The following is a 21267-nucleotide window of genomic DNA, read 5'->3' as shown; positions in this document are numbered from 1 at the left end:
CCGCTAGTTCAAATGCAGAATGTGGCCGGATGGCAGCAATGCCTCCGGCCCGTGGCCCAATGAAATCACTGCGCGCCCGTCCAGCCACTGATCAATCCGGGGGGCTATGCGGCCCCGGGTATCGGCATCCACGCCGGTAAAGGGTTCATCCAGGATCACCAGCGGTGCTTTACTCAACAATACCCGGGCCAATACCAGCCGCCGGGCCTCACCGCCCGACAAGCGGCTACCGCCGTTCCCCAGCCAGGTATCCAGGCCTGCAACCTCACGGCTGAAGCGCTCGGCCAGTTCCACCAGCTCCAGTACATGCCAGAGTTCGCCGTCTGCTGCTTCTGGATTACCCAGCAATAGGTTGGCTTTGACGGTGTCGTCGAACACAACTGTGGTTTGAGTCAGGTAGGCGCAGGGCAGGGACTCCACAGAGCCCGCAACGGGAGCAATCAAACCGGCAAAGGTATCTGCCAGGGATGATTTGCCGCTGCCAGACACTCCCACTACGCCCAGGCGATCTCCGGGTTCAACCGCTACCGAGAAGTGGGTGATAACCGGAGACTGCCCCGGGTGGCCAACGGCCAGGTCGCTCGCGGTCAGTGCGCTTTCTTTTCCGCTCTGTCCGGCCGGCCTCTTCTGGAAGCCAGGCTGTTCATCTGCGGGTTGTACATCTTCATTGAGGCGCCTGGCGGCTGCCAGTGTTGCACCAAACTTTCCAAAGGCCTCGGGCAGCATGCCGTAAACTTCTCCCAGACCAAGCAGGGCGATGGGCAGCAGCACCAGAACCGGCCCGGATACGAGATCCTGTTGAAACAAGCCAAAGCCGGCCCACAGGGCAATCACCGCCGACAGGTTTACCAGCAACACTGTTACCGAGAGGTGCCAGCCCACCCTGGCATCGACCTCCGCCTGGCTTTGGGAAAGCGCAAAGGCGTGGCGCATCAGCCGGCCCGAATGTTTGCCCGCACGGCCGGCGGCGGTGAGTTCTGCAAAGCCTTCGAGGTGTTCAATCACCTGGCCGCGAAGTTGTTCCTGCCGTTCGTTTAACTGTCCCGAAAGCGCCCGGGTGCGAACATACAGCCCCCAGGTGGCGAGACCGAAGGCTGTTGCCAGAATACCCAGCAGTATCAGTGCAATGGTGCCGCTGAACAGCAGCCAGGCCAGGCCGACAATCATCAGGGTAACCAGCGCCGCCAGTGCGGTAGGGGCAATCAGGCGCAGGTACAGGGTGTCCAGGGCGTCTACATCGGCAGTCAGGCGGGACAACCACTGGGCTCCGGTTTTATCGCCTCGCTGGCGTTTGCCCGCCTGCGCCATCCGGTTGAACAGCGCTACGCGAATATCGGTAAGCAGGCTCAGCACCGTATTGTGGTTGTAAAGCCGCTCCAGGTATCGGGAAACCGTTCTGGACACCGCAAAGAATCGAATCCCGCTGCCGGGCACATAAAGGTTGATGTACGCCTGAACGCCCGCTGCAAACAGCAAGCCCACCAGGGCGGTTTCGGTCAGGAACCATCCGGACAGGGCCAGCAAGGCAATGCCGGAGATCAGTGTTGCCAGCAGCAGGGCACCGCCCACCACCAACCGACCCCGGCGGCGCAGAATCAGCTGTAACCAGGGCCGGAGTTCACGCATTGCGCACCTCTGTGCCGGAGACGATCAGAACCCGGTCGGCCAGTGCCAGCAGCGCCTGGTGATGGGTAGAGAAAATCACGGTCTTGCCGGCTTCGGAAAGCTTGTGCAGGGCTTCCAGAACACAGATTTCGCTGGTGGCGTCCAGGCCGGCGGTCGGCTCATCCAGCAGAACCAGCTCATGATCCGCCAGAAATATCCGGGCGAGACTGAGCCGTCGGGCCTGGCCGCCGGACAAGCCCTGGGCATCTTCGCCAATACGGCTGTTGATGCCCTGTTCCCGGCTGTCGAGCAACTCGGCAAGGCCGACCATGCGCAGGGCATTCTCAATGGCTATATCCGATGCGTCAGGGCTGGTCAGCCTCAGATTGTCCCCCCAGGAACCTTGAATCCAGAAGCCTTTCTGGCCCAGCCAGCCGAAAGGGGATGAGCCCGCAGATTGTCCGAACACCGATATTGTTCCGGCATCGGGGCGGATAAACCCGGCTAACAGGTGCAGTAACGACGACTTCCCGCCACCGGACGGCCCTGTGAGCGCGATCACTTCACCGCGCTTTACCTGCATGTCCAACTGATCAAACACTGGAGGGCTATCGGAATAGCGCAGGGATACGCCGCTCAGGGCGATTGTGTCCGCCGTGGCGGTGGGTTCGGTTTGTGCCTGGACATTTCCGGCGCCGGAAACGGGCTCCTGAAGCCGGGCAAGAATCTCTGCTCCGGCGCCCAGGGCGGCGGCCCGGTCGTGATAATGCTGGGATAACGTCCGTAATGGCTGAAAGAACTCCGGTGCCAGCAGCAGGATCAGCAGGCCGGAGAACAGGGTGAGCTGATCGCTGGGGCCAAAGGTGATATAGCCCAGCAACCCGAAACCGATGTAAATGGCGATGACGGCAATGGCGACCGAGGAAAAGAACTCCAGTACCGCCGACGACAGAAAGGCCACCTTCAGGGTTTTCATGGTGATACGCCGGTACTGATCCGAGCGTTGATACAGGGTATCGCTGGCCTGGGCGGTCTGGCCGAACAGCTGCAAGGTCGTCAGGCCCCGAACCTTGTCCAGAAACTGCCCGGACAGCCGGCTGATGGTTTCGAAATGCTGCTGGTTCACTTTCTCTGCACCCATACCCACAAGGGCCATGAACAGAGGGATCAGGGGCGCGGATAACAACAGAAAGGTGCCGGCCAGCCAGTCGAGCCAGAACACCAGCGCAAGAATCATCAGAGGGATAACGGTGGCCAGGATCATCTGGGGCAGGAACCTGGCGAAATAACCGTGCAAGGCTTCCACGTGGTCCAGCCATTCCCGGGCCAGGGAAGCGGCAGAGGCTTCCGACAGAGCTACGGGGCCGGCAGCTTGCCAGTGGTCATTCAGTTGGCGACGGGCATGCCGGCGTACCTGTTCGCTGCAGCGCGCCGCAAAGCGTGTTTGCAGGCCCTGGCAAACTGCCCGCACAACGAGCATGCCCACCAAAACCAGAAACCAGGGGGTGAGAGCAGAGACCGGCTCACCGGCAATTACCCCCTGATAAACCAGCCAGGCCAGTAACACCATCTGCACGATGGTGGCCAGCCCGGCCAGGGTACCGGCGACTACTGTGGCGTTTATCCAGTGCTGGCTGGTCCGGGCAAGCCCGGCCAGCCAGCCTTTGATATCAGCCTGGGCCGGTTCTGCCACTCAGTGATACCCTTCGCCGGCCCGCACCTTGCCGCGGAATACCCAGTAGGTCCAGGCGGTGTATACCAGCACAATGGGAATTACGAACAGCAGGCCCAGCAGCAGGAACAGCTGGGATTCATAGGCAGACGCTGCATCCCAAAGGGTGTAGTTGGGCGGCACCATATAGGGCCAGCGGCTGACCACAAGCCCCAGATAGGTGGTGATGAACAGCCCCATGGTGGCTACGAAGGGCATACCTTCGAAGCGGTTGCGCACAGAGCGCCAGATCTGGAAGGCGCACAACAGCGTCAGGGCCGGAAGGATCCAGATGATGCCAATGTGGTCAAACCAGCGTTCACGCACCATGTCGTCCACAAACGGTGTCCACACGCTGATAATGGCGAAGATGGCCAGCACGGCGAACAGCAGCGGCGTTGTTACCCGGTAAGCCCAGTCCTGCAGGCGGCCTTCGGTTTTCAGGATCAGCCAGGTGGAGCCGAGCAGGGCATAGCCTGCCAGAGTGCCGAGGCCGGTCAATACAGTGAACGGGGTAAGCCAGTCCAGCGCGCCACCCACATACACGCCATCAACCGTGTTGAAACCCTGGATATAGGCACCAACCACCGCCCCCTGGGCGAAGGTGGCGACGGTGGAACCGCCGGCAAACGACCAGTTCCACAGGTAGCGGGACGTGCGCGCCTTGAACCGGAATTCGAACGCCACACCCCGGAAAATCAGCCCGGCCAGCAGCAGGAACACGCCTATGTAGAGCGCAGGCAACAAGATGGTGTACACCATAGGGAAGGCGGCCAGCAGCCCGGCACCGCCCAGCACCAGCCAGGTTTCGTTGCCGTCCCAAACCGGTGCCACCGAGTTCATCATGGTATCGCGGTCTTCTTCAGAGGGGGCGAAGGGAAAGAGAATGCCCACGCCCAGGTCGAAGCCGTCCATCAGCACATACATGATGATGCCGAAGCCGATAATAAACGCCCAGATGAGGGCCAGGTCAAACAGTTCCATCAGGATTGCCCTCCTTCGTTAACGGGTTTTGCGTGGTTAACCGCACCCTTGCCGGATTCGATCTCGAACGGAACATGGGCCGCCGAGAGCGGGCGGGCAGGGCGATCGGCTTCATGGTCGGTATCGTCTTCATCGCCTTCCAGGCCGACGAACAACACCCGCATCAGGTAATAAACACCGGCGGAGAATACCGCTGCGTACACCAGGATGTAACCGATGAGGGTGAACAGCGCCATGCCCCCGGTCAGCGAGGGTGTTACCGAATCAGCCTGGTTCATAATGCCGTATACAAGCCAGGGAGCCCGGCCAACTTCGGTTACGAACCAGCCGGTCAGTACCGCGAAGAAGGGCGCAATGCTCATGGCGCGCAGCCCCTGCAGGAACCAGCGGGCCTTGTAGTAGCGGCCGCCGGCCCGAAGCACCAGCCCGGTTACCGCGAACAGGATCATCAGCATACCCAGGCCAACCATCACCCGGAACGACCAGAACACAATCGCCACCGGAGGCTGCTCTTCTCTGGGAACATCCTTCAGGCCAGGTACCACACCATCCCACTCGTGGGTGAGAATCATGCTGGCCAGGCTGGGGATGCCGATTTCAAAATGGTTGGTTTGTGCTTCCTGGTCCGGAATGGCGAACAGCAACAGCGGCACATTGGAAGAGGTTTCCCAGTTACCCTCCATCGCAGCCACTTTCGCAGGCTGGTGTTCCAGTGTGTTCAGGCCATGGAAGTCACCTACCACCAACTGGGCCGGGGCGATAAACAGCAGCAACCACAGGCACATGGACAGCGCCTTGCGGTTGGCTTCTACCTCCCGGCCCTTGAGCAGGTACCAGGCACTCACACCGGCCACCACAAAGCTGCCGGTCAGGAATGAAGCCAGCCCCATGTGCATGAAGCGGTAGGGGAATGACGGGTTGAAGATGGCTTCGCTCCATGACACCACATGGAACACGCCGTCACGCAGCTCGGTGCCCGCCGGAGTTTGCATCCAGCTGTTGGCCGACAGTATCCAGAACGAGGAAATGAACGTGCCGGTGGCAACCATAATGGCCGCAAACAGGTGAACGCCCGCAGGAACCTTGTTGCGCCCGAATAGCAGAACCCCGAGGAATGCCGCTTCCAGGAAGAAGGCCGTGATAACCTCATAGCTCAGAATCGGGCCAAGGAAGTTGGCAGAAGCCTGGGAGAAGTTACTCCAGTTGGTACCGAACTGGAACGACATCACGATCCCGGAGACCACCCCCATCCCGAAGACAACGGCGAAGACCTTTGTCCAGAATCCGGAAAGCTTCGTCCAAACCGGGTTACGGGTTTTGAAGGCAAGGCCTTCCAGAACGGCTATATAAGATGCAAGCCCGATGGTAAATACCGGGAAAATGGCATGAAATGACACGACAAACGCGAACTGGATTCGCGATAGGATGAGGGGATCTAGTTCCACAGGAACCTCCGGTAACTTTCACAAGTCACAACAGACAGGTGCTAACCTGCCCGGCCGCTGCCTTAGGCGATTTTGTTATGTTGTTATTACCGGCAGTTGATTATGATGCTACGGGAATTGTAGCAGAAAGAAATAGGGCAGTTTGTCGCACCTTTGATATAAAACAATGACGGTGAACCTATGAGCTTCTACGAAGACCGGATTCTTCCCCACATTATCGACAAGGCCTGCTCCATGGGCCAGGTAATGAAACTGCGCAGCCAACTTGTGCCAAGGGCTCGCGGCCGTGTGCTGGAAGTGGGAATGGGCTCGGGTATTAACCTGGAATTCTATAACCAGGACCAGGTGGAGATGGTGTACGGGCTGGAACCATCGGAAGGGATGCGGCGCAAAGCCTTGCCGAACCTGGGCCGGTCACCGGTGCGAGTAGAGTGGCTGGACCTGCCGGGTGAGAAGATTCCGCTGCAGGACAATTCGGTCGATACCGTTCTGCTTACCTTTACCCTGTGCACCATCCCGGACTGGCACACGGCCTTGCTGCAGATGAAGCGGGTACTCAAGCCCGGTGGCGACCTGCTGTTCCTGGAACACGGAGAAGCCCCACACGACACCACGCGCAAATGGCAGCACCGGATAACACCGGGATGGCGAAAGCTGGCCGGCGGCTGCCACCTGAACCGGCACATCGCGGAATTGATTGAACACGCAGGGTTCGATATTCAGGAGCTGGAGAACCTGTATATGCCCAATGCACCGAAAATTGCCGGGTATATCTACAAGGGCCGGGCAACCAAGCCCGAATAATCAGGGTCCCTGCCGGAAGTTGCTTAATTACTGAGCGATTCTGAAAGCGGAATTGCGTTAGCCATCCGGGCCTTATACAATTCCGGCCTTCAGTTTTCACCCGATGCTCCGGTGGTGAAATTGGTAGACACAAGAGACTTAAAATCTCTCGACCGCAAGGTCGTGCCGGTTCGATTCCGGCCCGGAGCACCATCCTGATTTCCCCGGCCCTTCAGCCGAAAATGTTTGCCGCATCCTCACCAAAGCAGGCAACCCGGTTCCGGCCTTGATCCTTCGCCTCATACAACGCCAGGTCTGCGCTGCGCATGAGTGTGGAGCCGGAAACATTGTCCACGTTTACACTACTGGCAACACCGACACTCACGGTGACGACATCGCTCACTGGAGAGTCTGCGTGGGGCAGTTTCAGGCCTGCGATGGCTTTACGGAGTTCTTCGGCACAGGTTCTGGCTTGTTCCAACCCTGTTTCGGGCATCAGCACACTGAATTCCTCACCGCCGGTGCGGGCAACCAGAAAGCCATGGGGCTTGACGGTTTGCTCCATGCACTCCGCAACGCTGGCGAGACATCTGTCACCTTCCGGATGGCCATAGCGGTCGTTATAAAGTTTGAAATGGTCAATATCCAGCATCAACACGGAGGTCGGCTTTTCCGGTTCATCCGACAGGCTTTGTTGCAAGCTGGCATCGAACAGTCGGCGATTGGCCAGGCCTGTCAGCGGATCGTGCTGGGACAGGTCCAGCAACATTTTTGACTGTTCCCGTTGCTGGCTGATCAACCTCTGGGCGTGGCGAGCGAGGGTGCCGAACTCGTCTTTCCGCTGCAACAGGCTGCCTGGTACGTCTGCCAGGTTCTCGCGCTGGGCAAGGGAATTCTCGCCCTGTTTCCCGGTAACAAAGCGGGTGAACAGGCCCAGTGGCTTCAGTACCAGGCTATATAGCAGTGCCAGCACCACCCCGATCACAACGGCCAGCAAAACGGCCGTCCAGGCAAGTGAATAGCGGAAAATCCTTGAGGCCCTTTTTACACGGTCTCTCGGAATTTCGGTGCTCAACATCAACTCGGGCCCACGGGAATGGGTTAACAGGGGCTTGCCGGCATGCAGCAGTTCTGGCCCTCGCTGAAGGGCAACTTTCCGTTCCGTATCGGCCGGGGCTGCTGGACGTGTGGAAATCTGCACCGATAGCCCTGTCTGATCCTCGAGCAAATCCGTCAGCCGTTCGTCAATCAGCCGAAGCTTGATAAGCCAGCCCCGGGATGGGCCTGTCCTGTCGGTTTGAAGTATGGGGGCTATGGCAACGAGTGCAGGCCGCGGGGAGGCAAGGTTCAGTGGCAGCCCCGATGCTTCTACCTCGCCCAGAAACGGCTGAACCTCAGCGATGAGCGGTGCCGCCCAGCTGCAGTCGCCCGTTGCCGAGGTGCAGGTGCCGTAGGTGTTCCTGCCCGGATCAATGCCGGAAATCCACATTGGTTGCTGGTCTTCACTGATGAAGATCATGGCCTGGTCGTGCAGGTCTTCGAACATCTCCCGGCTGAAGTTACTGGTGGCGTAGTCGCTGTTTGCATCCTGGATGAACTGGTAAGTGTCATCCCAGTGCGCCCAGTCCCGGGTTTGTGCGGTCAGCGCATTGTGGTTCTGCGCCAGCGAATTTTCGATGCGCGCGAGTTCCTGGCCGGCTTGCTGATTCTCGGCATTCATGAGGACCGGCTGGAAAACAACTCTTTCGATCAGAAGCAGGGCGATCATGGCCAGTACAAGAAGGCCCGCCAGAAACAGAACAAACCTGGAGGCCAGTGAGTGGCGGACTTGCTTCATACTGCATTTACCTGTTCGCTGTTTTAACAAGCTTCTGGCTTGCTTGTTTTAAACATTCATCGTACCGGTCGGGGTTGCCTGCGAATACTCGGTAATAGCCGCAAATTGCAACTATTTGTATACGCCCAAAGTCTGTTCGACAGGCTGGCAGCTGTTGGCAATACTGGCGTGATAGCCATCAAGGAGTTTCGAATTATGTCCGCCGCGCAAGAACGCCCAGTGCGAGTCCGTACAGAAAATGGTATTACCACGCTGACCCTGAACCAGCCGGAACGCCGGAACAGCCTGTCGATGGCCATGCTGGAAGGGTTGTCTTCAGCCCTTGAGAAAATCGCCCGGGATGACAGCAGCCGGGTAGTGGTGCTGGCTTCCGCCGGCCATGTGTTTTGCGCCGGCCACGACCTGCGGGAGATGCGGGATAAATTCGACAGCCACGAATTTCAGCTGGCTCTGTTCCAGCAGTGCAGCAAGGTGATGCAACAGATTGTGAACCTGCCGAAGCCGGTGATCGCCCGGGTAGCCGGTGTGGCAACAGCGGCAGGGTGCCAGCTGGTGGCCAGCTGTGACCTGGCGGTAGCGGAGCGGGGCAGCCGGTTTGCCACGCCGGGTGTGAACATCGGTCTGTTCTGCTCCACGCCAATGGTGGCGCTGTCGCGCAATGTTTCCCGCAAACATGCTATGGAAATGTTGTTAACCGGCGAAATGATTGATGCGGAAACCGCAGAGCATATCGGGCTGGTGAACCGGGTAGTGGAACCGGAAGCCCTGGATGAGACCGTCTACAACATGGCCGCAACCATTGCCGGTAAATCTGGCCATACCCTGAAGATCGGTAAAGAGGCGTTTTATCGGCAGCTGGAAATGCCCCTGGCCGATGCCTACGATTACACCGCCAGGGTGATGGCCACCAATATGACAGCTGAAGATGCACAGGAAGGTATTTCAGCGTTCCTGGATAAGCGGGATCCGAACTGGCAGCACAAATAGCCGGAGTGGTTTCAGGGCTTGCAGGCACCGTTGGCTGGCCATACCAGCCGGTCACCGGTGCCAATGCCGCGTTCATGGAAGTAGCCGGCATTCATTTCCACCGCACTCAGGAAGGGCTTGCCGGCCGGATAAGCCGGGCAGTCGCTGCTGCGGGAGGATGCACAGGGGTGCATTTGCCGCAGGCTTACTATCTCGCCCTGTGCCCCCAGATAGGCGATGTCGAGTGGGATCAGGGTCTGGTACATCCAGAATCCGTGGTCGGCCGGTCGCAGCTGTTGGTACTCGAACAGCATGCCGGCGTTATCCTGCAGGTGTTCCCGGCCCATCAGGCCCCGGCGCCGCTGCTCCGGTTCACTGGCCACTTCAAGCATGACCGGGTAGGAGCGATCAGCGGTTACAAAACAGGCCTCAATCGCCGGCAAGGGTTGTTCGTCCCGGGCGTCTGCCGCGCCGCAGGCGGCCAGCGCCATCAGGGCACAGGTTGCCAGCAATACACGAAACATCACGAACGCAGCCGGTATCCGGTTTTAAAGATCCACCAGACGGTGGTCATGCACATGGCCAGGAATATCAGGGTCATGGCAACGCTGATGCCCACGTGCACATCAGATACGCCATAGAAGGCCCAGCGGAAGCCGCTGATCAAATACACCACCGGATTGAACAGGCTGATGGTCTGCCAGACCTGGGGCAGCATATCGATGGAATAGAAGGTGCCGCCAAGGAACACCAGCGGGGTTACGATCATCATGGGCACGATCTGCAATTTCTCGAAGCCGTCGGCCCAGATGCCGATGATGAACCCGAACAGGCTGAAGGTCACTGCCGTCAGCACCAGGAAGGCCAGCATCGACACGGGATGCAGTACCGAGTAGTCGACAAACAGCCGTGCGGTCGCCAGGATAATCAGCCCCAGAATAACCGCCTTGGTGGCCGCAGCGCCGACGTAGCCCAGAACGATCTCGGCATAGGACACAGGCGCAGACAGAACTTCATAGATGGTGCCGGAAAACTTTGGCATATAGATGCCGAAAGAGGCGTTTGAGATGCTCTGCATCAGCAGGGACAGCATCAGCAGCCCCGGGATGATGTAGGCGCCGTAGTCGATGCCGTCGATATCGCCCATGCGGGAGCCGATGGCAGAACCGAATACCACGAAGTACAGGCAGGTTGAGATCACCGGCGACAGCACGCTTTGCATGATGGTCCGCTTCATGCGCGCCATTTCGAACTTGTAGATGGCTTTTACACCGTAAAGATTCATTCTGCTCTCTCCGTTCGGGCGGCTTATTCGTGAACCAGGCCCACAAAAATCTCTTCCAGGGAGCTTTCCCGGGTTTGCAGGTCCCGGTACTCGATGCCCAGATCCCCAAGGGTCCGAAGTAAGCGGGCGACGCCGGCTTGCTGTTGCTGGGAGTCAAAGGTGTAGATCAGCTCGTAGCCGTCTTCCGAAAGCTCGACGGGCTCCAGGGTGAGTTCGCCTGGCACCCTGTCGAGTTTGTGCTGCAGCTGCAGGCGCAGTTCTTTTTTACCCAGCTTGGACATCAGGGTGTCCTTGTCTTCAACCAGGATAATCTGGCCCTGGCGAATCACCCCGATGCGGTCCGCCATTTCCTCGGCTTCTTCAATGTAATGGGTGGTCAGGATAATGGTGGTGCCGTTCTCGCGGAGTTTCCGGACCATCTCCCACATGTCGCGGCGAAGTTCTACATCCACGCCGGCCGTGGGCTCGTCCAGAAACAGGATGCGAGGCTCGTGGGACAGGGCCTTGGCAATCATCACCCGGCGTTTCATGCCGCCAGACAGCGACATGATGCGGTTGTTGCGCTTGTCCCACAGGGAGAGGTCTTTCAGTACCTTCTCTATGTGGGCCGGTTTCGGGGCCTTGCCGAACAGGCCGCGGCTGAACGACACCGCGTCCCATACGGTTTCAAAGGAATCGGTATTCAGCTCCTGGGGCACCAGGCCGATGGCTTCGCGGGCCTTGCGGTAGTTTTTCACGATATCGTGGCCGGCCGCGGTTACTTCACCGTTGCTCTTGTTCACTATCCCGCAGATGATGGAAATCATCGTGGTTTTGCCCGCACCATTGGGGCCAAGCAGGGCGAAGATCTCTCCCGGGTAGATTTCCAGGTTAACGTCTTTCAGGGCCTGAAAGCCGTCTTCGTAGATCTTGTTCAGGTGCTTTACGGAGATGTCCGGTTGCACAGCGGTATCCTGTTTCTTGGGTGATTCAAGCCTGAAAGCCGGGCATTTTCTCATGCTGGCCGCGGTTTAGAAACCTTTGCCATGTCGGCATTTATGCCCATAATGCCCCCTTCAAAAAGGGGATGAGAGGCTGCTGATATGATACGAGCCATCGTAACAGGGGGTTTACTGATTGCTGCTGTAGCGATACTGGCATTTGCTCCCGACTACCTGAACGAAGCCAGCAACGAGGAGCAGAAACCACCGTGCGACCTGCTTGCAGGCCCTTGCAGCTGGCAAACGGATCAAGGCCAGTGGCAGGTCATGCTGACCCCCGGCCCGGAAGGAGACCAGGGCGTGGAGTACCAGCTTCAGGTGACCGTGCCGGAAGCGCCGGATCGCTTTCTGGCGGTACTAAGGGGCGAAAACATGTACATGGGCGAGTACCCGGTGCCGCTGGTACGGGAAGAATCGCTGGAATACCGGGCCAGGTTTACCGCGCCGTTTTGTACCACTGGCAGTGAAATGATCTGGAGAATCGATTTTCAGGATGGCCAGGATTTAATCGAAAATGTGCCGTCAACACTGGTCTTTCGTGCGGAGAAGTAGTTAAATTCCTGGAAAATACAACAATCTCCAGGGAAATGTGATGGATTACGGGGAAAGTGTTCAAAAGGTTCTGCTCAGAAAGATTCTCAAGGCAGAACAGGATTTGCTTCAGCTCAAACTCGATTACTGCCGCTTTGTCTTCGGGCTCACCCACCGGGCGCGTGTGAACGCAGGCGGGAAATCATGGCTGGTACGGTCTGTGGATGTCGACTCCATGCAGCACACTGACGACGGCGGATTTACCCGGCCGGTGATCGCCGGAGTGCCCGCAGAGGACGAAACCGGCACCACAGCGATTAACCTGGGCAGTAATTGGGAAGTTGAAGCCGTCAGATAAACGCGTTGCTGGTGGCTGCGTCGTAAAGGCTGGAGGGTGCCGGTACATACTGATGTTGCTGCCAGTGTTCAGCACCTTCAAGGCCGGCCCGGTAGCAGGCCAGTAACACGGAACTGGAGGTGAGGGTGCTGATAGCCTGCAATGCTTCCGGTTGGCGAATGCCTGTTTTACGGCTGACAATGCGTGCCACCATGCCTGCAAGGGCATCGGAATGGCGCACCGGTTGGTGGCTCAGTGCACAACCGGCCCCATACAACCAGGCGGCTGCATACATCCGCACCGCCTCTGGCGCCTCGGCCAGCAAAAGCCCCTTGTCCCGACAATCCCGCTCCTGGAGCCCGGCCAGAATGTGCAGCTGGGTGCGCAGTTCGGTGCCATGGGCGGAGGCAATTTTCACCCGCTTGCCGGTACGCGCCGTGCGCCTTGCCACCGGGCCGGGTATTTCCGGTTCGGCTATACCACCTGCCAGTTGAAGAGCTTCTCCCCGGGACAGGGCAACCATCCGGATTGCCAGAATGCCGACCAGTGCCAGCAAGCCGAGTTCAGTAACTGTGACCAGTCCGTTGACCATGAAGGGTATCTTGCCTCGCATTCCTGAAATTAGAACGATAAGGCATTGTAACGATATGTAACGATCGGCAAGGTAACCGGCTTCCCAATTCTGGCGGTACCGGCATTTCAGGCGCGGGAATTGTGATGCTGGTCTCAGCTGATCAGCAGGTTTGCATGGTCTGCAGGGCCAGTTTCCGGCGAATGTAGCGGCCCAGTGCATCAACGCCGATGTTCAGCAACGCGGTGATCAGTATCAGCACCATGGCCCGGTCGAAACGGATGTTCTGTATGGCGCTGTCGACATAGAAGCCCAGCGTGTAGATGCCCAGGATGCCCAGGATGGCTGTTTCCCGCATGATGATTTCCCAGCGGTAGAACAGAAAAGCCAGGAACGAGCGGTAAACCCGGGGGACCAGTTCCCAGCTGTACCGGGTGAAGCCGGTGGGCGCATCCGGGCGCAACTGAATGGTGTTGGTCTGCCGACCGATCAGGTGGCCGATAATGCCACCGTTGTGCAGGGCCAGTGCCACCACCGCCGGCAGCATAGACGGCCCCCAGAGTTGCAACAGAATGTAGGCCAGGATGTATTCCGGCGTGGAGCGGGCAATCACCAGCAACACATGGCCGGAGGTACGGCGCACCGGGCCACCGAAGTGGTTGGAAATCAGCGGGAATGCCAGCAGGGAAATAATGCCCGTAGCCACCAGGGCAATCTGGGTAAGGACAATGGTGTTCCAGATGCCCGGCAGTGCCTCGGTGACCATTACATCCCCGAACCAGGCAGACAGGCCGGCAAGCCCCTCGCCATCACGCAGCGGCGCCGGGATGATGTCTTCGGTGAAGAACCGCTCCACGTTGCCCCAGACAATGGGGAACCCGTCTCCCAGAAAGAACGGAGCGGCCAGAATGTAGAACGGCAGCAATTTCGGCCGAACCCACAGGGGCAGGGTGGCAATCAGGATATAGAACAGAATCAGCATGGCGCCGGCATCGGAATACATGCCCTGGGAGAACGACGATTCCAGGTAGAACCCCAGCGTAGGTAAACCCACGAAACCGAGAATGGCCGAGGAGCGCAGGCCGCATTCCAGGCGGTAAGAGGTGTAGGTGCGGATCTGTTCCCAGCAATCCGGAATACGGGCATACAGAAAGGCTGACACCGAACCGGTGCCGGGAGGCAGCAGGCGGCCGGGCTCCGGATCAGACTCTTCAAAGATCTCCGAGTACACCTTGGCGAAGATACCCGAATAGGGGATGGCAATGGCCAGCACGCCGGTCAGTGGGTGGAAACCGAAGAACTGTAAGAAGATCAGCGCCCAGAACAACTCATGAATCGAACGGATGAAGGCACAGAAGATTCGAACCGGCAGAAACCGATAACCCAGCGCCAGCAGAAATCCTGCCAGGCTGCCGATGGTTACACCCACGAAGGCGAACGCCACCGTGCGCAGCAGGGCGGTCATCAGGCCTTCGGTGCTGAAAAAGTTGGGGGTAGCTACGCCCAGAAAGAACCGGCCAAGATCCTGCCAGGGGTTGGCGGTGGTGATGGCAATATCGGCCACCAGCAAACCGCCGAGCGCAATGGCAAGGAAGATAAAACTGGCTCTGACGGTGGGGTAGGAAAACATAAACTGGTTCTGGCCCGTTAATACAGCGACATGATGTCGGATGCGACAAGCGAGGAAGCCGCTTCGTCCAGCGCTACCTGGCCGTCCTGAATGCCGATGATCCGGTTACAGTAACGCAGTGCCATGTCCACATCGTGCAAAGCAATAATCGAGGTGGAGAACCGGTTGGTGAGGGTTTTCATGACCAGGTGCGCCATGGGGCCATCCAGTGCCGAAATGGGCTCATCCGCTAACAGCACAGGGGCCTGCCGGTAGATGGCCCGGGCAATGGCCACCCGCTGGCGTTGCCCGCCAGACAGTGCAGCCGCCGGTATCCACTGTTTCTCGGGAATTTCCAGTTCTTTGAGCAAGGCCTTTACGGTGTCGCGGTCGCGACGGAACGGGCGAATCAGGGTCAGGACGTTATACCAGCCGGGATGTCGGTCCAGTTGTCCCATAAACACGTTATGAAATACCGGCAGCGCGTTCACCAACCCCAGGCCTTGCGGAATCAGGGATGCCTCACTCTCAAGCCGGTCGTAAAGCAAACGGATCAGCGTAGACTTGCCGGCGCCACTTTTGCCGACCAGCGCCACATGCTCGCCTTCATTTACGTGCAGGGAGAGCGGGCCAATCACCCGCTCTCCGTTAAAGCTGGCTGTCAGACCATGAAAATTAAATCCTGGCATCAATCGAGGATTCCGATGTTTTCAGCGGTCTTGCGAATGGGCTCGTAATCATCGTTAGACGCCGGAATAAAGCCGGAACGGGGGAAGCTTTCAAGCAGTGCCGGATCGTCCAGTTCCAGCAGGGCCTTGGTCACCTTGTCTTTGAAACCTTCACCGAACCGCTCGTTCACGTCACCGCGGATGGTCCACTGGTAATCCGGGTACGCCGGGGTTTTCCAGATAACCCGAACGGCATCGGTATCGATGTTTCCATCTGCCAGCTCTTTTTCCCAGACCTGGAAGTTGAGCGCGCCCACTTCATAGGTGCCAGCCTCTACCAGGCGAAGAGTACGGGTATGGTTACCGCTGAAACCAACACGGGAAAATACAGATTCCGGTGCCTCGCCAAAGGTGTCGCGCAGGTGGAACTCGGGCATCAGGCGGCCGGAGGTGGAACCCTTGGAACCAAAGGTAAAGGTTTTGCCACGCAGGTTGTCTTCAAGGTCCGCCAGGCTGTCTGCCGGCTCGATTTCGGTGCTGGTGTTGGCGATGAAATAGGTGACAAAGGCTTCATCTTCCACGCCCTGGGCGATGGCCTCAGAACCCGGCACCAGGCGCCGTGCCTGCACACCGGACAGCCCGCCAAACCAGGCCAGCTGCACCTGGTTGTTGCGGAAGGCGGATACCGCGGCCGCATAGGATTTCACCGGGATATAACGAACGTCTACGTCGAGCTGCTCGGAAAGGTAATCAGCCACGCCGCGAAAGCGCTCTACCAGCTTGGTTTCATCCTCATCAGGAATAGCCGTAAACACGAAGGTTTGTGCCTGTACGGCAGTTACGGCAGAAAAAGACAGAAGGCCGGAAACCAGCCATTTCCGTAGATGTTTGATGACCATGATGATTCATTCCTTTTTGTCGGGGAGCTTTTGGGTGGCCCGGCGAGCGCCGAAGGCAGCCTCAGGATACCGTGAATTGCCATAAGTCTGAACCGGTATACGCAGGAATCCTTTACCCGGAGCACTGGCCCGTGCAGAATTTCGGTAAATTTATCGGACACCCTTTATGCATCTTCTGATCATCACTCCTGCCGGCCCGGACTCCAAGGCCGGTAATCGAGCCACGGCCCTGCGCTGGCAGGTACTGCTGGAGCAATCCGGCCATCAGGTCCAGGTATTGACCGGGTATGAAGGAGAAACGGCTGATCTTATGATCGCCCTTCACGCATGGCGCAGTGCGCATGCGGTAGAGGCATGGAGAGAGCAAAATCCGGACAAGCCATTAATTGTCGTGCTGACGGGTACCGATATCTATCATCACCAGCATGAATATCCCGGGGTTACCCTGGCTTCGATGGACACGGCGGATTTGCTGATAGGCCTGCACGACCTGGTAGGCCGGGACATTCCGGAATCGTTCCGCGACAAACTGGTTACTCTTCGCCAGTCTGCGGCGCAGCCTGCCGTGCGTGGCGGCTCCCGGCCGGAACCAGGGCAGTTCAATATCTGTGTGATCGGCCACCTGCGTGATGAAAAAGACAGCCTTCGGGCAGCCCTTGCCGCGCGCCACCTGCCGGAAGATTCAAGCATTGTCGTTAATTGTGCCGGCCGCCCGCACACCGAGGAGTGGCGCGAGAAAGCTCTGTCAGAAAGCAAGGATAACCCGCGCTTTCACTGGTTAGGGGAGCTGGATAAACCGGGCCTGGAAAACCTGATGGCCGTGAGCAGTGTGATGGTCATCAGCTCGGTGATGGAAGGTGGCGCGAATGTGGTCTCTGAAGCCTGCAGGGCAGGTTTGCCCATTCTGGCGTCGGATATTCCGGGCAATAAAGGGCTGTTGGGTGAGGATTATCCGGGCTATTTCCCGGTTGGGGATGACAAGGCACTGGCCGAGTTGATGTACCGGGCAGAGCGGGAACCGGAGTACCTGGCAAAACTGAGAGCGGCTGTGTCGGCGCTCGCTGAAACCTTCACCCCCGAAAAAGAACGCCAGAGCCTGGACGAGGCTCTGGCGCGGGTACTCGACATTCGAGGCTAAGGTACGTTTTACAGTACTTTTTTCGCCTCTGCAGTCAGCTGGCTGTAGCCTTTCATGCTCTTGAAGGCTTCCAGCTTCTGCTTGTCTTCGGCGCTCGGGTTGGCAATCTGCTCGATGGAAGTAATGCCTGCTTCTTTCATCTTCTTCGCAGTCGCCGGTCCGATACCCTTCACGCGGGTAAGATCAGACTTGTCCGCAGGCTTGGCTGCCTTCGGAGTGGCAGTTTTCCTGGCGGCAGGCTTTTTGGCAGGCGCCTTCTTTGCAGCCGGCTTGCTGCCCGTAGCGGATTTGGCCGCAGACTTGGCTTTGCTGGCTGTTTCGTCCGCCGCTTTGCGGGCTTCCTTGGAGGCAATGCCCACGCGCTCCAGCAGGGTGGCCTGCAATTCGTGGAATTCGTTCATCCGGCGCTCGAACTCTTCGTTAAAGCGCTTCATTTCCCGGTCACGCAGCTCGTCCATGTCTTTGAGCAGCTTGCGCACGGGGTCCTGAATCTGGTGCTGCAGGTGGTCGAACTGTTGCAGGGCATCGCTAATCAGCCCCTCGATCTGGGCAGAGGTTTTCTCGAACTCCTTGTTCACCTTCTTGACGATCTTATCTACGCTCGGTTTGGCTTTCTTTGCCATGGGGACGTCTCCTTGCAGACGGATGCTTGGTAAGTACTACGGGGTATCAGGCCAGTTGCCTCATGCTCGCGACGGGGCCCGGGCCACGGCGGGATTTGAGACTTTGTTTTTTCAGAAGTACTTCGTGAATGCGCCGGAGTTTTTCTGACAGGGGAGAAGCGTCTTTGGTGTTAAGGTCAGAAAAATCAATCGAATAGAAGAAATTGCTGCAGTGCTTTCTCTTTTCGGTGACCAGGCCGGAGACACCCTCGGCCCGGATTTCCTCAAACGGCATATCCATTACCAGCTCCAGAACCAGAGTATCGCCCGGCTCGAAAACCTTGTCGGTTTTCATTACGCAGCCATAGCTGTCCAGCTCGTACACGCGGGCCTCGACGGTTTCTTTACGAAACAGTCCCTGGCGAACACGGAAGCGGGCAACCAGATCCGGTAGTGGGTCGTTCATTAACCTGTATCTCTGCGTTTTTCAGTACATCAGAATGTGTATATAGATCAAACAATAGACGGCGAAAGCAATTATGGCAATGCTGTCAGCCGTCTACGGTAACCCTTTCAGGGAATGGTTCAAGAGCCTGGCCGGTGATTCCGGGCCAGATCCGTTACCGTGAACGGGTTTTGATTTCGTACATATCAACACGGCGATCTTTAAGATTAGTGACAGAACCTTCGTTACGCACCAGTTTCAGCTTTTCCAGGTCCATATCCGAGAACATGATCATCTCGGTGTTGGGCGTGGTTTCCGCCATCACGGCATCGTGGGGGAAGGCGAAGTCCGAAGGCGAGAATACGGATGACTGGGCGTACTGAACGTCCAGGTTTTCCACCTTGGGCAAGTTGCCCACGCTGCCGGTGATCACCACATAGCATTCGTTTTCAATGGCTCGCGCCTGGGCGCAGTGGCGTACCCGCAGGTAGCCGTTCTTGGTGTCTGTCCAGAAGGGCACACAGATAATATCGACGTTCTGGCTGGCTGCAATACGGCCAAGTTCCGGGAACTCGATGTCATAGCAGATCTGGATAGCCACGCGGCCGGCATCTGTTTCGAACACCTCGAAGCTGTTGCCACCTTCGATCACCCAGTCACGGCGTTCATGGGGTGTGATGTGAATCTTGCGCTGCTCATCAACCCGACCGTCCCGGTGGCAGAGATAGGAGACGTTGTATACCCGGTCGTTCTCGATCAGCGGCATGGAACCGGTGATGATGTTGATGTTGTAGCTGACCGCCATTTCCGACATCTCGTTACGGAACTGTTCGGTAAAGCCGGCCAGGAAGCGAATGGCGCGGGTCTGGTCCATCTGATCGGTCAGGCCCATCAACGGCGCGTTGAAGAACTCGGGGAACAGGGCGAAATCGCTTTTGTAGTCCGACAGGGCATCGACGAAGTACTCCACCTGCTTGAGCACTTCCTCAACCGAGGTGAATTCCCGCATCTGCCACTGAACTGCCCCCATGCGCACCTGGGTTTTCTTCACGTCCAGTACTGAGGAGGGCGGGGTATACAGGATGTTTCGCCACTCCAGAAGCGTGGCATAGCCCATGGACTTCTCGTCTTCCGGCAGGTATTTGTGCATCAGCCGGGTAACCTGGAAGTCATTGGAGAGCTGGAAGCTCAGAATCGGATCGTAGATCTCTTTGCGGTCTACCCGGTGGATGTACTCTTCCGGCGTGTACTGCTCGGAATACTTGAAGTAGTTGGGAATTCGGCCGCCGGCCAGGATGGCACGCAGGTTCATGGAGCGACACAGTTCCTTTCGGGCTTCATACAAGCGCCGACCCAGACGATATCCGCGATATTCATGGTGGATGAACACATCCAGCCCGTACAGGGAATCACCATTGGGGTTGTGCCAGATCTTTTCGTTGCGAAGGATCAGGTCGTCGTAGGCGTGGGGGTTGCTGAAGCGCTCGTACTTAACGCTTACGGTTAGTGCTACGGCTACCAGGTGGCCATTGTCTTCAATACAGATCTGGCCGTCCGGGAATTGTTCCACCAGCGCCTTGATGGTTTCTTTTGGCCATGCACCGCCGATGTCGTCATAAACATCGTCCATCAGTTCCTGGAGCTGTGGGTAATCCTCGAGGGTGAGGTTGCGCAGGTTCAGGTGCAGTTCTTCGTGGGCCATTCAGAGATTCTCCGTTTTTGACGAGCGGATGCACGGTTCAAGATGCATCAGTTTAACAGAGGTTCCTGAATACTTCGCCCGGGACTATTGGTCCAGGTGTTTAATACGCCGGCTCAGCTCTTCCAGCGTTTTCCGGCCAACACCATTGGATTCATCACTGAGGTACGGATTCTTGAGGGCGATGATGGTGCGACGCTTCAGATTAAGTTCGTTCATCGCGCGGCCGAAGTATTGGTTCAGATAGTCCGCAAAACTGCCATCATTGATGGCGCGCTCAATGCCGAGCTGGAGCCGGTGGGCAGTGTCGTGATCGTGTTTTGCGGCAAACAGGTAAGAAGGTAACGGGTAAGCAATCAGGAGATCGGGTTCAATCACCAGGCCACTGGCGCGAGGCTGTTCGAGGTCAAAAAGCACTTCACTGATGCCCCGGGCAAAGCAGTCGAAACGTTGGTTCAGCAGCATCCCGAACAGCACTTCGAAACGTGGATTGGTGATGACCCTCAGCCCGTTGGCCTCGAGAATCGGGGTGTCTGGCCAGTGCGTTCCCTGGCCAATACTGATTTTACGGGCTTTGAGGTCTTCAAGGCTGGAAATATCTTTGAACTTCGGCAGGGTTTCCGGCATTACCAGGCAAACCCGAAAGCCCAGCAAGCCGCCATCTACCGGAACCGGGATCGGGTTCAGGCTGTCTTCCCGATCAGCCGTGGTGGCAACGTTGGCAATATCTAGGATCCGGTTGTTACGTTTGGTCAGCTCCAGCAATGCCCGCCCCTGGCTGACCTCCAAACTGCGAAGGAGTTCATAGCTGCCGTACTCGGGGGTTTTATCCAGGGCCAGCAACACCAGGTTGCGAATTGCCGGGCTATCGTAGTTGCGGTACCAGAGGGTGAGCTCCCGGTGGTTGTCTGTTGTTTCGGCAACTACATGGGTGGCGGGTACCAGGCTTGCCAGCAGGCAGGCCGCGAAAGAAACGACGCGGAAAAGGGGAGTACAACCCAAGTCGGCTTTCCTTCTGGAAGATGCGTGAAATGTCGTTGTATTGTTCTGATTTGCATTGTTGTTGCTTTACGCGCAATTTTGCAACGCAAATTCGCGGTAACTGGAACCAGGACACCAGATTCATGGCTTTGATCGACAGTATAGAGGAGGTTGGGCCGGACCGGGTGCGG

Annotated in this window: 21 protein-coding genes and 1 tRNA gene; 6 read left to right on the top strand and 16 right to left on the bottom strand. The window is 57.8% G+C overall.

Going from position 1 to position 21267, the window contains the following annotated elements:
- Positions 1-3: 3 nt before the first annotated feature.
- From cydC to AC13DJ_RS11355, 4 genes are read right to left on the bottom strand one after another with little or no spacing between them, the layout of a single operon-like run.
- A complete protein-coding gene (gene cydC, locus AC13DJ_RS11370) occupies positions 4-1626 on the bottom strand; it encodes a thiol reductant ABC exporter subunit CydC (protein ID WP_482933624.1) in 1623 nt (540 codons plus the stop codon).
- Positions 1619-3298: a thiol reductant ABC exporter subunit CydD gene (gene cydD / locus AC13DJ_RS11365; RefSeq protein ID WP_482933625.1), complete on the bottom strand. Its 1680-nt coding sequence runs from the start codon at positions 3296-3298 to the stop codon at positions 1619-1621. Before cydD ends, cydC begins: the two co-directional genes overlap by 8 nt.
- Positions 3299-4300, bottom strand: coding sequence for a cytochrome d ubiquinol oxidase subunit II (cydB, locus tag AC13DJ_RS11360; RefSeq protein ID WP_199457531.1), 1002 nt, complete (start codon positions 4298-4300; stop codon positions 3299-3301).
- On the bottom strand, positions 4300-5745 hold the full coding sequence (locus AC13DJ_RS11355) for a cytochrome ubiquinol oxidase subunit I (RefSeq protein ID WP_482933626.1): 1446 nt from the start codon (positions 5743-5745) through the stop codon (positions 4300-4302). Before AC13DJ_RS11355 ends, cydB begins: the two co-directional genes overlap by 1 nt.
- 180 nt (positions 5746-5925) lie before the next feature.
- On the opposite strand from AC13DJ_RS11355, the gene AC13DJ_RS11350 reads away from it, so the two are divergent.
- Both AC13DJ_RS11350 and AC13DJ_RS11345 read left to right on the top strand, forming a co-directional pair.
- Complete coding sequence (locus tag AC13DJ_RS11350) at positions 5926-6549, top strand: class I SAM-dependent methyltransferase (protein ID WP_473801344.1); 624 nt, start codon at positions 5926-5928, stop codon at positions 6547-6549.
- Positions 6550-6654: 105 nt separating this feature from the next.
- Positions 6655-6741, top strand: a tRNA-Leu gene (locus tag AC13DJ_RS11345).
- A 19-nt stretch (positions 6742-6760) separates the two neighbouring features.
- On the opposite strand, the gene AC13DJ_RS11340 is transcribed toward AC13DJ_RS11345, so the two are convergent.
- The gene (locus AC13DJ_RS11340) at positions 6761-8365 is read right to left on the bottom strand and encodes a sensor domain-containing diguanylate cyclase (protein ID WP_482933627.1); all 1605 of its coding nucleotides are present in this window, start codon (positions 8363-8365) and stop codon (positions 6761-6763) included.
- Positions 8366-8560: 195 nt separating this feature from the next.
- Here AC13DJ_RS11340 and AC13DJ_RS11335 point away from each other — a divergent pair, with 195 nt between their 5' ends.
- On the top strand, positions 8561-9352 hold the full coding sequence (locus tag AC13DJ_RS11335; RefSeq protein ID WP_199457527.1) for an enoyl-CoA hydratase: 792 nt from the start codon (positions 8561-8563) through the stop codon (positions 9350-9352).
- An 11-nt stretch (positions 9353-9363) separates the two neighbouring features.
- Here the strand turns inward: AC13DJ_RS11335 and AC13DJ_RS11330 are convergent, their stop codons facing one another.
- The 3 genes from AC13DJ_RS11330 to AC13DJ_RS11320 are packed head-to-tail and all read right to left on the bottom strand — an operon-like array spanning position 9364 to position 11560.
- Complete coding sequence (locus tag AC13DJ_RS11330) at positions 9364-9855, bottom strand: DUF192 domain-containing protein (protein ID WP_058340920.1); 492 nt, start codon at positions 9853-9855, stop codon at positions 9364-9366.
- Positions 9855-10616, bottom strand: coding sequence for an ABC transporter permease (locus AC13DJ_RS11325; RefSeq protein ID WP_094624002.1), 762 nt, complete (start codon positions 10614-10616; stop codon positions 9855-9857). The genes AC13DJ_RS11330 and AC13DJ_RS11325 overlap by 1 nt, the downstream gene beginning before the upstream one ends.
- 23 nt (positions 10617-10639) lie before the next feature.
- The gene (locus AC13DJ_RS11320) at positions 10640-11560 is read right to left on the bottom strand and encodes an ABC transporter ATP-binding protein (protein WP_022988235.1); all 921 of its coding nucleotides are present in this window, start codon (positions 11558-11560) and stop codon (positions 10640-10642) included.
- 138 nt (positions 11561-11698) lie between these two features.
- Between AC13DJ_RS11320 and AC13DJ_RS11315 the strand changes: the two genes are divergently transcribed.
- Positions 11699-12148, top strand: a complete 450-nt coding sequence (locus AC13DJ_RS11315; protein ID WP_094624000.1) for a hypothetical protein — start codon at positions 11699-11701, stop codon at positions 12146-12148.
- A gap of 40 nt (positions 12149-12188) precedes the next feature.
- Entirely contained in the window at positions 12189-12485 is a 297-nt protein-coding gene (locus AC13DJ_RS11310; RefSeq protein WP_058340923.1) for a hypothetical protein, read from the top strand.
- Here AC13DJ_RS11310 and AC13DJ_RS11305 read toward each other — a convergent pair.
- The 4 genes from AC13DJ_RS11305 to AC13DJ_RS11290 all read right to left on the bottom strand — a co-directional run bounded on the left by AC13DJ_RS11305 (position 12478) and on the right by AC13DJ_RS11290 (position 16211).
- Positions 12478-13056, bottom strand: coding sequence for a hypothetical protein (locus tag AC13DJ_RS11305; RefSeq protein WP_482933628.1), 579 nt, complete (start codon positions 13054-13056; stop codon positions 12478-12480). The two genes, AC13DJ_RS11310 and AC13DJ_RS11305, sit on opposite strands and share 8 nt — an antisense overlap.
- Positions 13057-13198: 142 nt before the next feature.
- Positions 13199-14665 carry a PhnE/PtxC family ABC transporter permease gene (locus AC13DJ_RS11300; protein WP_482933629.1) on the bottom strand — a complete coding sequence of 489 codons (1467 nt, stop codon included), beginning with the start codon at positions 14663-14665 and terminating at the stop codon, positions 13199-13201.
- 17 nt (positions 14666-14682) lie between these two features.
- Positions 14683-15333, bottom strand: coding sequence for an ATP-binding cassette domain-containing protein (locus AC13DJ_RS11295; RefSeq protein WP_474540190.1), 651 nt, complete (start codon positions 15331-15333; stop codon positions 14683-14685).
- Positions 15333-16211 carry a putative selenate ABC transporter substrate-binding protein gene (locus AC13DJ_RS11290; RefSeq protein WP_482933630.1) on the bottom strand — a complete coding sequence of 293 codons (879 nt, stop codon included), beginning with the start codon at positions 16209-16211 and terminating at the stop codon, positions 15333-15335. Before AC13DJ_RS11290 ends, AC13DJ_RS11295 begins: the two co-directional genes overlap by 1 nt.
- 166 nt (positions 16212-16377) lie before the next feature.
- Here AC13DJ_RS11290 and senB point away from each other — a divergent pair, with 166 nt between their 5' ends.
- A complete protein-coding gene (gene senB / locus AC13DJ_RS11285) occupies positions 16378-17349 on the top strand; it encodes a selenoneine biosynthesis selenosugar synthase SenB (RefSeq protein ID WP_482933631.1) in 972 nt (323 codons plus the stop codon).
- An 8-nt stretch (positions 17350-17357) separates the two neighbouring features.
- Here senB and AC13DJ_RS11280 read toward each other — a convergent pair whose 3' ends face one another.
- The 4 genes from AC13DJ_RS11280 to AC13DJ_RS11265 form a co-directional block, all read right to left on the bottom strand.
- Positions 17358-17972 (bottom strand): helix-hairpin-helix domain-containing protein, encoded by a 615-nt coding sequence (locus AC13DJ_RS11280; RefSeq protein WP_473801353.1) that lies wholly within the window; start codon positions 17970-17972, stop codon positions 17358-17360.
- 46 nt (positions 17973-18018) lie between these two features.
- Entirely contained in the window at positions 18019-18417 is a 399-nt protein-coding gene (locus tag AC13DJ_RS11275; protein WP_058340929.1) for a hypothetical protein, read from the bottom strand.
- A 154-nt stretch (positions 18418-18571) separates the two neighbouring features.
- Positions 18572-20098, bottom strand: a complete 1527-nt coding sequence (locus AC13DJ_RS11270; RefSeq protein ID WP_273132752.1) for a carbon-nitrogen hydrolase family protein — start codon at positions 20096-20098, stop codon at positions 18572-18574.
- A gap of 84 nt (positions 20099-20182) precedes the next feature.
- Positions 20183-21097 carry a hypothetical protein gene (locus AC13DJ_RS11265; RefSeq protein ID WP_482933632.1) on the bottom strand — a complete coding sequence of 305 codons (915 nt, stop codon included), beginning with the start codon at positions 21095-21097 and terminating at the stop codon, positions 20183-20185.
- Positions 21098-21267 lie beyond the last annotated feature (170 nt).

It is taken from the genome of Marinobacter sp. L-46 (assembly GCF_056859535.1).
This window is presented reverse-complemented; position numbering and strand designations above follow the sequence as displayed.